Raw genomic sequence first — 14,888 nt, 5'->3', positions numbered from 1 at the left:
TGAATGGCGGTGATGACAATGGATGCCAATTCAACTTCTGTAAATGTGGATATTTATACCCCAGTTCCAGCCGGTGCAACGGCGGATGTTACAATTGATGATATTATTAATGCGTTGTTGAAATATCAGCCCAATGCGGATGTGGATCTCGTCCGCAGGGCTTATGACCTGGCTCATTCGGCCCATGAGGGGCAGAAACGGGCTTCTGGTGAAGAATATATTATACATCCTCTATGTGTGGCCAAAATACTCACAGAGCTTCAGATTGATGCCGTAACCATTACAGCAGCTCTGCTGCATGATGTGGTGGAGGATACCATCTACGACATTAAGCAGATGGAGGAAATGTTTGGGGCTGAGGTGGCCATGCTGATTGATGGCGTTACCAAATTGGGCAAGATTAGATTCCAGTCCAAGGTGGAGCAGCAGTCAGAGAACTACCGCAAGCTGTTTCTGGCCATGGCCAAGGATATTCGCGTGATTATCATAAAGCTGGCGGACCGACTTCATAATATGCGTACCCTGAAATTCGTGAAGGAGGAAAAACAGCAGCGTATTGCCCGGGAAACCATTGAGGTTTATGCACCTTTGGCCAACCGTCTGGGTATTTCCAACATTAAATGGGAGCTGGAGGATCTGTGCCTTCGTTATCTGGAGCCTGAGCATTATTATGATCTTGTGGAAAAGGTTAAGCAAAAGCGCCAGGAGCGTCAGCGCTTTATTGAGGATTCTATTTTACAGATTCATACCAAGCTCATAAGAAGCGGCATAAAGGCGGAAATCAGCGGTCGAGCCAAGCATTTTTATAGCATTTACCGCAAGATGAAGCGGGATAATAAGGATATAAGTGAAATTTATGACTTGTCAGCTATACGGGTGTTGGTACAGAGTGTTAAGGACTGCTATGCGGTTCTTGGTGTTATCCACGCCATGTGGAAGCCAATTCCGGGGCGCTTCAAGGATTATATTGCTATGCCGAAATCCAATGGCTATCAGTCATTGCATACTACTGTTATGACCCGTGGCTTTCCGTTGGAGATTCAGATTCGTACCTTTGCTATGCACAAAATTTCCGAGTACGGTGTTGCAGCACATTGGAAGTACAAGGAAAATGGCAAGGGAGCCACTGCGGCCAATGATTATGACAAGAAGCTGTCCTGGCTGCGCCAGATGGTAAATCTCCAGCAGGAGCTTAACGACCCAAGTGAATACATTCAGGCCCTTAAGATGGATATTTTCTCTGATGAGGTGTTTGTATTTACTCCCCGGGGGGATGTTATTGATCTGCCAAAGGGGTCTGTGCCAATTGATTTTGCCTACAGAATCCATACGGAAATCGGTCACCACTGTGTTGGCGCCAAGGTAAACGGCAAGATTGTGCCCTTGGAGTACAAGCTGAAAAACGGTGATATCGTTTCTATTATTACCAACAAGGCCAATCAGGGGCCAAGCCGTGACTGGCTTAATATTGTGGCGGCATCAGATACCAGAAGCAAGATTCGCGGCTGGTTCAAGAAGGTGCGCCGCGAGGAGAATGTGGCCAAGGGGCAGGAGCTTCTGGAGAAGGAAGGCAAGAAGCTGGGCTATGATCCTAAGGACCTTCTGCGGGATGAGTGGCTTAATGAGGTATGTCTCAGATTTAATATAAACAATTCCGAGGACCTGCTGGCAGCCATTGGCTATGGTGGCGTTACTGTAAGCGGTGTTATTGCCAAGCTTATCGAGCTGCATAAAAAGCTGGTAAAGGAGAACACTCCACAGGATGTTTCTGAAATGCTGGAGAAGCTGAAGCGTCCCCAGGGGCAGGGCTCTGCCAGAAAATCAAAGGCCAGCCATGGTATTTTGGTTGAGGGCGAGGGCGGTATGCTGGTGCGTCTTGCCAAGTGCTGTAACCCGATTCCAGGGGACCCTATCACTGGTTTTATTACCAAAGGGCGTGGTGTATCTGTTCATCGCGCGGATTGTCCGAATGTGGCAGTTACCAGCGATGCGGCCACCAGAGTTATTGCCGTAAACTGGGATGTGGGTCTTGACCGTGATTACACAGTAGAAATCGAGATACATTGCAATGACAATCCTGGTATTTTGGCAAGCATTTTGGCAGTTCCTACAGAAATGAAAATTAATGTTTCCTCTGTAAATGCCAAGACTAACCGAAACAACAAGACTTCCGTGATTATTCTGGGTATTGAGGTTCATGCCACTTCTCAGGTGGAGCAGATTATGGCGAAAATCCGCCGCCTGAAGGATATTTACAGCGTAAGTCGTGCCATGACCAGCAATCCGGATAAGCGCAATGACTGATGGGAGGTTCGCTGCCTATGGATTTTTCTGTAAAGAGCTTTGAGGTGGGCCCGGTGGCCGCCAATTGCTATATCCTTAAAGACAATGATTCAAATGAGGGAATGGTAATTGATCCCGGTGGAAACCCGGAGAAGATATTGACCGCCATTAAGGAAATGGGGGTAGAGGTGAAGCTGATTGCCCTGACTCATGGTCACTTTGATCATATCGGGGGCCTGGATAAGGTAAAGAAAGCTTTAAATGTGCCTGTGGCAATCCATGAGGAGGATGGGGAAATGCTGACAGATGCCAAGAAGAATTTGTCGGCATTTGTAGGTGCACCTGGAGAAATGGAAAAGGCGGATGTGCTGCTGAAGGATGGTGACAATATTTCCTTTGGTGGCTGTAGCCTTAAGGTTATCCATACCCCGGGACATACCCCGGGCGGTGTGTGCTTCTATGGGGGCGGTGTCTTATTTAGTGGGGATACCCTCTTTGCCGGCTCTGTCGGCCGCACGGATTTCCCTGGCAGCAGTACCGAGGATATTCTGGATTCCATCCGCAACAGACTTGCCAAGGTATCCGATGCCACCAAGGTCTTCCCCGGCCACGGCCCGGCATCAACCATGGGAATTGAGCGGGAAACAAATCCGTTTTTCTGACAAGTGAGGAGGGTTATAACGACCCTCCTTTCTGTTATATAAAAATCACGTTATGACGAGTAGCGTTTTGGGTTCGTCGAAATGCAACGAACTGGAAGTGCGTTGAAACGTCTAATAGGAAGAATTTCTATATAGTTATGGAAATTCTTGAACAATTACGTTATGACGAGTAGGCTTTTGGGCTCGTCGAAACGCAAAGAATCATGTTATATATAAAAATAGATATGGAAAAACATGATTCTTTGCGTTATAATACAATAATTGGAGTGTAAATTAGGAGAGTAATGTTAATTACAAAATTTTGGCATGCGGGGGATATAGAAATGCGCGATGGATTTAGCATTGAAGAACTGAAAAAAAGACTCCAGAACAGCCGGTACAAGCTGACTCATCAGAGACAGGACGTACTGGAGGTTTTCTTAAATAGTACAGGAGAACACCTTAGTGCTGAGGAAGTACACCGTACTCTCCGGGATAAAGGATATGACATTGGTCTTGCCACTGTATACCGTACTCTCGAATTAATGTGCAGCCCTGAAATGAACATTCTCCAGAAGATGGAATTCGGTGAGAAGCGTGCCCGCTATGAGCTGAAGAAAATCGAGGAAAATGGTCATCAGCACCATCATCTTATTTGCAAAAAATGCGATAAGGTTATAGAATTCTCTGAGGATATGCTGGAGGGGTTGGAGCAGAAGATTGCTGAAACCTGCAACTTCAACATTATCGATCATCAGGTACTATTCTATGGATACTGTCAGGAGTGTGCCAAGAAGCTTGAAAATTAAAGAGTTTACCTTAAATAGTGAGGACCAGGTGGTGGTCAAGGTAGTCCGTGAAGTCCTGAATCTTTTTAAGATTGAGACGGGCTGTGAGGAAGACTACTCCTGGGAGACACTGAATATAGAAAATAACCTTAAGCCAGGTGATGTGCCCATTGTGGAAACCGTTATTACCATGAAGGGTACGGCGGGTGAGCGGGTTCATTTGACCCAGACCACTGCAGGCCGTAGTGATGAAAGGTTTGCTGCCGGAAAGCATCGCCTGATAAAGCTGAATCTCTATCAGCTCTTTAGGAAGGAATTTTGCTTTGAGGCTGCCCCTTGGGGAATTCTTCACGGGGTTCGTCCCACCAAGATAGTTCATCGCCTTTTGGAGGGGGGCCTGTCCAGGGATGAGGTGGTGGAGCGCTTGCTTCACGACTATGAGGCCAGTGAGGAAAAGGCAACCACCATTGTGGATATGGCTATTCGTCAGCTGCCATTTTTGGCAAAATCTGATGAAAAGACTATCAGTATTTATGTTGGTATCCCTTTCTGTCTGAGTCGTTGCCTCTATTGCTCCTTCCCAGCCAATATTCTTCCAAAGGAGGATGGCCTAAATGAGTTTATGGAGGTTTTCCATAAGGATTTGGCGGCAGTAAAGCAGACCGTGGCTGACTATGGCTTTAAGGTTCAGTCCATTTATGTAGGCGGAGGTACTCCCACCAGCCTGCCGGATAAATATTTCCGGGAAATGCTTAGCGCAGTGAGGGAGGCTTTTTACTGTGAGCATACTATTGAGTTCACTGTAGAAGCCGGCCGTCCGGACAGTATGTCCCCGGATAAGATTCAGACCATGGTGGATATGAATGTCACCAGAGTCAGTGTAAATCCGCAAACAATGCAGCCCCGTACACTAAAGCGTATAGGGCGCAATCATACTCCGGAGGCCATTGTGACCATGTTTAATGACTTAAGGTCAGCTGGTATTCCGGAAATAAATATGGACCTTATTATTGGCCTTCCAGGTGAAGGAGTGGCTGATATTGAGGATACAATGAAGAAAATAGTGGCCCTTGGCCCAGATGACATCACCCTTCATTCTCTGGCACTGAAACGAGGTTCAGTTTTAAAAATGAACCTTGAGGAATATGAGCTGCCGGATGACAAGACCTGTCGGGAGATGTTCCATACTGCCATGAGCTATATTGATAAAGCCGGCATGAAGCCTTATTATCTCTATCGTCAGGGGTATATGAGCGGTCAGCTGGAAAATGTGGGCTGCTGCCGAAAGGGAGCAGAAAGCATTTACAATATCCAGATAATGGAGGAACATCAGACAATACTTGGTATTGGCGGGGCGGCCACCAGCAAGGTGGTAAATTTCCGTGAAAAGCGGCTGAAATCTTCATTTAACGCCAAGGATTTGATTACATATCTTAGGGATATTGATATTTACATTGATAAAAGGGCAAAGCTGATAGCTGAGGCTTACGGCGATACCCCATAATAAATAGATTGCAATACCTTGCTTTTTACAAAGCAGAGGAGGTTTTTATAATATGTTGACAAATGCTCCAAGGGGCACCAAGGATATACTGCCAGATACAGTAGGTGACTGGCTCTATGTGGAGGATAACATCCGCTCTCTTTGCAGGCGGTTTGGTTATCAGGAGATAAGGACCCCAATGTTTGAGCACACAGAGCTCTTTCAGCGCGGTATCGGTGAGGGCACCGATGTGGTGGACAAGGAAATGTACACCTTCACTGACAGAGGTGATAGAAGTATTACCCTCAGACCGGAAAATACGGCATCTGCTGTTCGTGCTTATCTGCAGAACAAGCTCTACGCTGAAAATGCCCTGACCAAGCTGTTTTATATTGGCTCCATGTTCCGTTATGACCGCCCCCAGGCCGGCCGTATGCGTGAATTCCACCAGTTTGGTGTGGAGGCCATTGGGGAATCCAATCCAGCTGTGGATGCTGAGATTATCCTTTTGGCTATGAAGCTATTGCAGGGTCTTGGCCTTAATGATTTGGAGCTTTATATTAATTCTGTAGGCTGTCCAAACTGTCGTGCCAAGTACCGCACTATGCTGCAGGACTTCTTCCGTGACAAGCTGGATGACCTTTGTGAGGATTGTCGTAGCCGTTTTGACAGGGCACCAATGCGTATTCTGGATTGCAAAAAGGATGCGGAAAAGCCTTATATGAAGGATGCACCAAAGATTACAGACTGTCTCTGTGATGAGTGCTCCGATCACTTCCAAAAGCTGCAAAAGCATCTCACTAAGGCGGGGGTTAAGTTTGAGCTTGATCCACGCTTGGTTCGTGGCCTTGATTATTACACCAAGACTGCCTTTGAGGTTAAGTACCCACCTTTGGGGGCACAGAGTGCTGTGGCAGGCGGTGGCCGTTATGATGGCCTTATTGAGGAAATGGGAGGTAACCCTACTCCTGCCGTGGGATTCGCCACTGGTCTGGAAAGAGTTCTTCTGGCCCTTGAAAAGCAGGGCCTGTTGCCAGATAAGAACCGCAGCGTAGATGTGTATGTGGTAGCCTTGGGTGAAGCAGCACAGGAGGAGGCCTTTAAGCTGGTTATGGATCTTCGTGATGCGGGCTTCAGCGCAGCAGTTGACTATGCTGGCCGCAGCATGAAGGCCCAGATGAAGCAGGCCAACAAGCTGGGAGCAAAATTCGCTGCTATCATGGGTGACGATGAGCTTTCCGAGGGCGTGGTAATGCTCCGTGATATGGCTGGTAGCGAGCAGGAAAAGGTTCCTGTAAATAAGCTTATTAGTAAATTAAAATAAATATACCCAAAAAATATTTGTATGAGGTGAAGAATTAAATGGATACTTTAGAAGGTTTGAAGCGTTCTCATCATTGCGGTGAGCTGCGTAAGGATAACGTTGGCAGTGAGGTCGTTCTCTGTGGTTGGGCTTCCCGTCGCCGTGACCATGGTGGTCTGATTTTTATTGACTTCCGTGATCGCTCTGGTCTGGTGCAGATCGTATTTGATGAGGCTGCTATTGGTGAGGAGGCTTTCCACAAGGCTGAGACCATCCGTAGCGAGTTCGTTTTGGCTGTAAAGGGTGATGTTCGTGCCCGCAGCGAGGAAACCGTTAACCCTAACATGGCAACTGGTGAAATCGAGGTTGTAGTTAAGGAGCTTCGTATCCTCAACAAGGCCAAGACCCCTCCATTCTACATTCAGGATGGTATTGATGTAGATGAGATGCTTCGTCTGAAGTATCGTTATCTCGACCTTCGTCGTCCGGAGATGCAGAAGTGCCTTATGCTCCGTCATCGCGTAACCAAGATTATGCGTGATTACTTTGACCGCAATGGCTTCCTGGAAATTGAGACTCCAATGCTTTGTAAGTCCACTCCAGAGGGTGCCCGCGACTTCCTGGTACCAAGCCGTTTGAACCCAGGTGAGTTCTACGCTCTGCCACAGTCTCCACAGATTTACAAGCAGATTCTCATGCTTTCCGGCTTTGAGAAGTATTTCCAGATTGTTCGCTGCTTCCGTGATGAGGACCTTCGTGCTGACCGTCAGCCAGAGTTCACTCAGCTGGATATTGAGATGTCCTTTATCGATCAGGAGACCATCCTTACTATGATGGAAGGTATGATGGGTGAAATCTTCGAGAAGGCACTTGATACAAAGATTCCTACTCCTTTCCTGCGCATGACTTGGGATGAGGCAATGGAGCGTTATGGCTCTGATAAGCCAGATCTTCGTTTTGGCATGGAGTTGATGGATATTTCCGAGTACGTTAAGGGCTCTGACTTTAAGGTATTTGCTTCTGTTCTGGAGAACGGTGGACAGGTTAAGGTTATTAATGTAGAGGATTATGCCAATATTCCTCGTCGTGAGCTGGATGGCCTTGTACAGTATGTTCAGGGCTATGGTGCAAAGGGATTGGCTTGGATTCAGTACACTGAAGAGGGCGTTAAGTCTCCATTCAAGAAGTTCTACTCTGATGAAACCTTTGAGGAAATTAAGAAGGCTACTGGCGCCAAGACTGGCGATTTGCTGTTAGTTATTGCTGATAAGCCATTGGTAGTTGCTCAGGCTCTTGGCGAGCTTCGTCTTGAGATGGCCCGTCGTCGTGGCCTCATTGACCCAGATAAGCTGAGCTTCCTGTGGGTAGTTGATTTCCCTATGTTTGAATACAGCGAAGAGGATAAGCGTTGGAAGGCAATGCATCATCCATTCACTGCACCTCGTGATGAAGATGTTCAGTATCTTACCACTGATCCAGGCAAGGTTAAGGCAATTGCTTATGATATGGTTCTTAACGGCGTGGAAATCGGTGGCGGTTCCCTGCGTATTTATCAGGGCGACCTGCAGGAGAAGGTATTTGAGGCAATCGGCCTTACTCCGGAGGCTGCTCATGAGAAATTTGGCTTTATGCTGGATGCCTTCAAGTATGGTGCTCCACCTCATGGCGGTCTGGCATTTGGTCTTGATCGTCTGGTTATGCTCATGGCTAAGAGAAAGTCCATCCGTGACGTTATTGCCTTCCCTAAGACCCAGAGCGCATCTGATGTTATGTCCCAGGCACCTTCTGAGGTTGATGAAAAACAGCTGAGAGAGCTTTCCATCCGCACCCATGTAAAGAAAAAGATTAAGGAAGACTAATATATTTAATTGATTATGTAAAAGGGGCTGACTGCAAAGCGGTCCCTTTTCGTACGTTTTCTATAGCCTTCTTTACACTTTTGTGTTACAATGAAATTTGTATTTTTGAATTTAGGAGGCAATCATGTCTTTTGATAAAGTTGACATACTAGGTGTAAAGGTGGATTCCCCTACTATGGGGCAGGCTGTTGAAACTGTTCAGGGCTTCATTGAAAAGGGGGAGAGTACCCTTATTGCCACCGCAAATGCTGAAATGATAATGCGGGCTACCTATGATGAGGAGCTGAAGACCATATTAAATGCGGCGGATCTGGTGGTACCAGATGGTGCAGGAACCGTATGGGCTGCAGGCTATCTAGGCCATCCAATGCCTGAGCGTGTGGCTGGCTATGACTTGTCCCAGGAGCTGATGAAGCTGGCTCCCGAGAAAAATCAGCGGATTTACTTCTTTGGTTCTGCTCCGGGTGTGGCAGATATGGCCAAAAAGAAGGCTGAGGAGTGGTACCCTGGCATTAATATAGTAGGAACCCGCAATGGATTCTTTACAGCTGACGACGAGCCCCAGATTATTGCTGATATAAAGGCGGCCAAGCCGGATATTTTGTTTGTGGCCCTGGGGGTTCCAAAGCAGGAGAAATGGCTGTATGCTCATCTGGAGGAGCTGGAGGTTCCAGTTTCCATCGGTGTTGGCGGTTCCTTTGATGTTATGGCCGGTGTGATGCAGCGGGCACCTTTGTGGATGCAGAAGGCGAAGCTGGAATGGCTTTTCCGTGGTCTGAAGCAGCCTAGCCGTATCGGTCGCCTTATGGCACTTCCAAAGTTTGTATTTAAAGTTATGGGAAGCAAGAAATAATATATAGTAAAATGGTATATTTTCTATGGCAAAATTGGAACAATCGCGATATAATATCTCCAGTTTAAAGCCGTATCAGGAGGTGCAAATTTTGGGTAAATTCCATATTGTAAGAGAAGGATACGTTTTCATTTTCGGAGCTTTAGCTGTTGCTGTCTTTCTTGGATTTTTGCTGGGCCCATTGGGTGCAGTGGTACCAGGAATTTTGGCAGCATACTTCACATATTTTTTCAGAAATCCGGACCGTGTTATCCCCGCTGACGAAGACCTCATTGTTTCCCCAGCAGATGGAACAGTGCAGGACGTGGTGGATGTTGAGTATGACGACTTTTTAAAGGGTCCTGGGACAAAGGTAATTATCTTCTTGTCAATTTTCAGCGTTCATGTGAACCGCAGTCCTATTGCTGGTGAGGTCAAGACCCAGAAATATGTTTGCGGTCGCTTTAAGCCGGCTTACAAGGATGAGGTAGGCTTTGAGAATGAGCGCCACATGATTGGCATTGAAAATGATAGATTGAAGGTGACTGTAACTCAGATTGCAGGCATTTTGGCCCGACGTATCGTTTCCTGGGTGACCTTGGACGATAAGATGGAGAAGGGCGATGTATACGGTCTTATTAAATTTGCTTCATGTACTGAGATCGTGGTACCTAAGAACGTAGAGGTTCTTATGAAGAAGGGTGACAAGGTTCATGGAGGAGAGACCATTGTGGGGAGGATTAAGGACTAATGAGCAAATCTGTAATTCCTAATGCGTTTACTTCAGCTAATCTTGTTTTCGGAATGATTTCCATTTTGTGTACTTTCAATGGTAATTTGACCTTCGGCGCTGTTTGTATTTTGCTGGCCTTGGTGGCTGATGGCCTGGACGGCAGAACCGCCCGTGCCCTTGGGGTTAGCTCTGAAATGGGTAAGGAAATGGATTCCCTGTGCGATCTGGTTTCCTTTGGTGCGGCTCCTGCTATGCTTGCATACAAGCTCCAACTGGCAGATTTCGGTATTTTTGGCTGCGTTGCAGCAATTTTCTTTGCCCTTTGTGGTATGTGGCGCTTGGCACGCTTTAATGTCAATACTACTGTGGTTCATGGCTATTTCATGGGCCTGGCTATTCCTGCAGGTGGCTGTCTTATTGCTACATCCACACTGCTTATTAATGCTGTTGGTTACAATTTGGATGAAATATCCTACGCATATCCTGTTATTGTCATGGTGGTGGCATATCTAATGGTCAGCACCGTGCATTATCCTGATTTTAAGGGCGACGGCGAGAAGATGAATCTCGTTGCCAAGTTTGTTGCGGCAGCTGTGTTTGCCTCTATTTTGTGGATGGGCATTGATGGTATTGGTTATGCTATCCTCTTTGGCATTTTTGCGTCCTATGCGATTTTTGGTATTGTAAATCACAGTATTAATCTTATTTCCGGCAGCAATTAAGTGGGATATAGCTGTTGTCAAAAAGGAGAAAGTAGTTAATGTTTTATCCACTTGATATAATAATGATTCCACTACAGATTTTTCTGTTTTGTTTCACTATTTATTTCTTTATTATCGGTTTTTTTGGTCTGGTGGTTTTTAGAGAGAAGAAAATTACAACCCCGGAGAAGAAGTTCGCCTGTTTGATTGCGGCTCATAATGAGCAGGCAGTAGTTGGTCATCTTGTAAAGAATCTTCAGGAGCTGGATTATCCTAAAGAGCTATATGATATTTATGTAATTGCAGATAACTGCACAGATGATACTGCCAAGGTTTCCCGTGAGGCCGGAGCTATTGTCTGTGAGCGCTTTGATCCGGAAAGAAAGACCAAGGGTTATGCTCTTGACTGGATGTTTGCCAAGCTTTTTGATATGGAAAAGGACATGGAGAAGCCTTATGATGCAGTTTGTATCTTTGACGCAGATAATTTGGTTCATCCGCGATTCCTCATTGAAATGAATCATCACCTTATGAAGGGTGCCAAGATTATTCAGGGCTTTTTGGATGCCAAGAATCCTTACGATTCTTGGGTTTCTGCCACATTTGCCCTTTCCTTCTGGGTTATTGATTACCTCATTCATCAGGCCAAGACCAATTTGGGCCTGTCTGCCGTATTGGGTGGTACTGGTATGTGTATTACCACCGAGGTATTGAAGCGTCACGGCTGGCGTGCCAACTGTCTGGTAGAGGATATGGAATTTACCATGAAGTCCTTGGTGGAGGGAATTAAGACCACCTGGGCCGTGGATGCCATTATTTATGACGAAAAGCCTCTTACCTTTATGCAGTCCTGGTACCAGAGAAAGCGTTGGGCTCAGGGCCAGTTTGATGTGGCACATCGTTTTATACCTAAACTGTTGAAGGAGGGCATCAAGCAGCGCAGCATTCCTATTCTGGATGGCTGTCTGTATCTGATTCAGCCTTATTTCCTGATGTTTACAGCCTTCTTTATTCTCATGGGCTATATTCAGGTATTTTATGGTCAGCAGATTTATACCAGTATTTATTCCTTTATGCCGAACCACCTTATGACAGCCATTACGATTATTCAGTATTTGCTGCCAATGATAATCCTCATTAAAATGAGGGCCAAATGGAAGGCATGGCTTTATATACCTCTTTATCAGGTGTTTATTTATTCCTGGTTGCCCATCGTATTCTTGGGCTTCATTCACCGCAATGAGCACGAATGGGCACATACCAAGCATACCCAGGCTGTAAGCTATGACCAGTTTATTGATGGTCGCAAATGATGAAATTTACCCCTTCAGATGCGTTGGCAATGAAGGGGTTTCCCATTTATGATGGAGGATATACAAATATGTTTGAAATTCATGTAAGTGCCGAGTTTGAAGCAGCTCACAGAGTTGCTGGCTACAATGGAAAATGTGACAGACTTCATGGTCATAGCTGGACCGTGGAGGCAGCTGTTACTGGCAAAAAGCTGGATAATTTAGGTATGCTGGTGGATTTTAAGGTGGTTAAGGGCAGACTGCGTGATCTGTTGGAGACTCTGGATCATCAGTATTTAAACGAGCTGCCAGCCTTTGCTGATGGTCACAATCCTACTGCCGAGCATCTTGCACAATACATTTATGAGGAAATGGCCAAGGCGGAGTTCTTTGATGACAATGTAAAGCTAAAGCACATTCAGGTTTGGGAATCTCCTAAATCTTCCGTGATATACTCTTTGGAGTAAGGACATTAAGGTAAATAAAGTATGAATGCTAATCTAATTGAAATTTTTTCCTCTGTACAGGGGGAGGGGCGTTATGTGGGTTGCCGTCAGCTCTTTGTGCGTTTTGAGGGTTGTAATTTAAACTGTAAATACTGTGACACAGAAAATCAGGCGGGCACCCATCCTCTTTGTGGAGTGGAAACCTTCCCCGGTTCCCGCAAATTCCATGATGCCATAAATCCATTGGAAACAACAGAGGTGGCGGCATATATTAACCGTTTTGTGATGGAGCTGCCTCATCAGGCAATTAGCTTCACAGGTGGTGAGCCGTTGCTTCATACGGCATTCCTTCAGGAGCTTTTGCCTATGGTTACTACCAAGGTAATGCTGGAAACCAATGGCACTTTGCCTGATAAATTGGTCCAGGTTATTGATAGGGTAGATATTATCAGTATGGACATTAAGCTGCCTCAGGCCACCGGGGAGGAACACTGGGAGGAGCATAGACGTTTTTTGGAAATTGCCAAGGAAAAGGATGTTTATGTAAAACTGGTGGTATCCGGTGACATTAACATGGATGATTATCAGAAGGCGATTGACCTTGTGGCTGGGGTAGATCCAAATATTTTATTAATCCTGCAGCCAGTTACACCACTAAATGGGGTGGAAGCAGCATTGCCAGAGCAGATGCTTGAGCTTCAGCAGCAGGCTCTGGAAAGCCTTAAGGATGTGCGAATTATTCCCCAGACTCATCGCATGATGGATCAATTATAACGAGGAGGAGCGACAGGTGGAAAAAAACTCTTTTTCAAATAAAGCAGCTGATTTTCTGCAAAAAACAGCAGACCTTGTCCGTGAGGATTTTGGCTGGCTTATGCTTTTCTGGCTTTTAAGCTGCTCTACACAGGTTATTAAGTGGGGCATGATGGGCAAGACAGATCTGGTCATGTCCATGGCTTTTACAGGACTGTTGATGGCACTGTTTGCCACTTTTATTACGAAATGGCTGTTTGTACCCAAGGCCAGTAAAATAATACGCTATATTTTGGTGGCATTGCTTTTTGCTGCTTTCATCATTGAGGCCTTTGTACTGTATCAGTATGGTGCCCTGACAGGCGTAGGAACTATCAATTCCCTTTTTGAGACTAATCCTGAGGAATCTGCCGAGTTCCTTAATACCTTTGTGGGGGTTCAGGGCGGTCTTTTGGCTGTTGTCATAGTAGCTGTAATGTATTGCTTGGTGAAATATAAGCCATGGCACAAGCTGGAGGCAGATGCCATATCCCAGAAGGTTATTGCCGGTATCGTGGTGGTTGTGTCCTCCTCTTATGCCATATATATGTGCTTTGCTTACCCTGGAATAATGTTCGGTGGGGATAATCTTACGCCCTTGACAAGACTTATGGGAGCCACCAGCACGGCATGGAAGAATCATGTGGCTTATCAGGAGCTGCAGGCCAAGCTGGATGTGGATATACATCTTACCAAAAATGATGGGCATATTACTAATATTGTGTTTATTTTAGGTGAGTCTACCAATCGTAACCACATGCACCTCTACGGTTATCAAATGGAAAATACCCCTAATCTTGATGAGCTGTATAAAAAGGGGGAGATAGTTTTCTTTAAGGATGTGGTCAGTGCCCATTCAACTACAGTGGCTTCGCTGAGCAAGATTTTCACCTTCTGCGACCATGAATCCGATAAGCCATGGTATGAATATAATAATTTAATTGATATCATGAATGCGGCAGGATATAAGACTCATTGGTTATCTAACCAGGAGAGCTCCGGAATTTGGGGTAATGTTGCCCAGATTTATGCGGCCCATAGTGATGTCAGTCACTATACTCAAATCCGTGATTCTAAGGAGGACGAGGGCCGTGTGGATGGTGAGCTGTTCCCGTTGGTGGATAATGCCATCGCCGGTATAGGTGACAGTAAGAAGAATTTCTTTGTGGTACATCTGATGGGAGCTCATTTGGCCTATTATAATCGCTATCCTTTTGAATTTGCCAAATTCAATGAGACCAGCATAACATTACCAGGCTTTAATGATGAGCAGAAGCAGGTTATCGCCCAGTACGACAATGCCCTGTTCTATAATGACTATATTGTCAGCGGCATTATCGATAAATTCCGTGAGACAAATTCTGATACTATCGTAATATATCTTCCTGACCATGGTGAGGCGGTATATGATGAGGGTGGTGTCAACGGACATATTGAAGAAAATCCAAGCCGTCACATGATAGAAGTGCCTCTTATTATGTGGGCTTCTGAAAAGTTTAAGCAGAATCACCCGGAGAAGTGGGCTCTCATTCAGGAGGCCATTCAGAATCCGTACATGACGGATGATATGATTCACACTGTGCTGGATATAGCGGATATTCATACTGCTGATTTTGATCCAACCAAGAGTATAATCTCACGCAGCTTTAATAAGCTACGGCCACGAATCTTTGATGACAAGGATTACGACCGGGAAATTTTGGGCGCTGGCAAATAAGGATATTTAAAATTAAGA

Annotated in this window: 13 protein-coding genes; all 13 read left to right on the top strand. The window is 45.7% G+C overall.

Annotated features, from left to right (window positions below; all coding sequences use genetic code 11):
- Positions 1 to 3: 3 nt before the first annotated feature.
- The 13 genes from B6K08_RS08715 to B6K08_RS08655 all read left to right on the top strand — a co-directional run bounded on the left by B6K08_RS08715 (position 4) and on the right by B6K08_RS08655 (position 14,870).
- Positions 4 to 2,304 (top strand): RelA/SpoT family protein, encoded by a 2,301-nt coding sequence (locus B6K08_RS08715; RefSeq protein WP_234985326.1) that lies wholly within the window; start codon positions 4 to 6, stop codon positions 2,302 to 2,304.
- Between the two features lie 17 nt (positions 2,305 to 2,321).
- A complete protein-coding gene (locus B6K08_RS08710; protein ID WP_080325935.1) occupies positions 2,322 to 2,945 on the top strand; it encodes an MBL fold metallo-hydrolase in 624 nt (207 codons plus the stop codon).
- 323 nt (positions 2,946 to 3,268) lie between these two features.
- Complete coding sequence (locus tag B6K08_RS08705) at positions 3,269 to 3,733, top strand: Fur family transcriptional regulator (RefSeq protein ID WP_027396178.1); 465 nt, start codon at positions 3,269 to 3,271, stop codon at positions 3,731 to 3,733.
- Entirely contained in the window at positions 3,723 to 5,216 is a 1,494-nt protein-coding gene (hemZ, locus tag B6K08_RS08700) for a coproporphyrinogen dehydrogenase HemZ (protein WP_080325934.1), read from the top strand. The genes B6K08_RS08705 and hemZ overlap by 11 nt, the downstream gene beginning before the upstream one ends.
- Positions 5,217 to 5,268: 52 nt before the next feature.
- Positions 5,269 to 6,519 carry a histidine--tRNA ligase gene (hisS, locus tag B6K08_RS08695; RefSeq protein ID WP_039208098.1) on the top strand — a complete coding sequence of 417 codons (1,251 nt, stop codon included), beginning with the start codon at positions 5,269 to 5,271 and terminating at the stop codon, positions 6,517 to 6,519.
- Between the two features lie 38 nt (positions 6,520 to 6,557).
- Positions 6,558 to 8,357, top strand: coding sequence for an aspartate--tRNA ligase (aspS, locus tag B6K08_RS08690; RefSeq protein WP_039208101.1), 1,800 nt, complete (start codon positions 6,558 to 6,560; stop codon positions 8,355 to 8,357).
- Between the two features lie 124 nt (positions 8,358 to 8,481).
- The gene (locus B6K08_RS08685; RefSeq protein WP_027396174.1) at positions 8,482 to 9,210 is read left to right on the top strand and encodes a WecB/TagA/CpsF family glycosyltransferase; all 729 of its coding nucleotides are present in this window, start codon (positions 8,482 to 8,484) and stop codon (positions 9,208 to 9,210) included.
- 91 nt (positions 9,211 to 9,301) lie between these two features.
- The gene (locus B6K08_RS08680) at positions 9,302 to 9,940 is read left to right on the top strand and encodes a phosphatidylserine decarboxylase (protein WP_143254883.1); all 639 of its coding nucleotides are present in this window, start codon (positions 9,302 to 9,304) and stop codon (positions 9,938 to 9,940) included.
- The gene (gene pssA / locus B6K08_RS08675) at positions 9,940 to 10,644 is read left to right on the top strand and encodes a CDP-diacylglycerol--serine O-phosphatidyltransferase (RefSeq protein ID WP_080325932.1); all 705 of its coding nucleotides are present in this window, start codon (positions 9,940 to 9,942) and stop codon (positions 10,642 to 10,644) included. The genes B6K08_RS08680 and pssA overlap by 1 nt, the downstream gene beginning before the upstream one ends.
- A 38-nt stretch (positions 10,645 to 10,682) precedes the next feature.
- Positions 10,683 to 11,936 (top strand): glycosyltransferase family 2 protein, encoded by a 1,254-nt coding sequence (locus B6K08_RS08670; protein ID WP_027396171.1) that lies wholly within the window; start codon positions 10,683 to 10,685, stop codon positions 11,934 to 11,936.
- A gap of 68 nt (positions 11,937 to 12,004) precedes the next feature.
- The gene (gene queD, locus B6K08_RS08665) at positions 12,005 to 12,382 is read left to right on the top strand and encodes a 6-carboxytetrahydropterin synthase QueD (protein WP_027396170.1); all 378 of its coding nucleotides are present in this window, start codon (positions 12,005 to 12,007) and stop codon (positions 12,380 to 12,382) included.
- 21 nt (positions 12,383 to 12,403) lie between these two features.
- Positions 12,404 to 13,135: a 7-carboxy-7-deazaguanine synthase QueE gene (locus tag B6K08_RS08660; RefSeq protein ID WP_080325931.1), complete on the top strand. Its 732-nt coding sequence runs from the start codon at positions 12,404 to 12,406 to the stop codon at positions 13,133 to 13,135.
- Positions 13,136 to 13,151: 16 nt separating this feature from the next.
- Positions 13,152 to 14,870, top strand: coding sequence for a phosphoethanolamine transferase family protein (locus B6K08_RS08655; protein WP_143254882.1), 1,719 nt, complete (start codon positions 13,152 to 13,154; stop codon positions 14,868 to 14,870).
- Positions 14,871 to 14,888 lie beyond the last annotated feature (18 nt).

Source organism: Anaerovibrio lipolyticus DSM 3074 (assembly GCF_900141865.1).
GTDB lineage: Bacteria > Bacillota > Negativicutes > Selenomonadales > Selenomonadaceae > Anaerovibrio > Anaerovibrio lipolyticus.
This window is presented reverse-complemented; position numbering and strand designations above follow the sequence as displayed.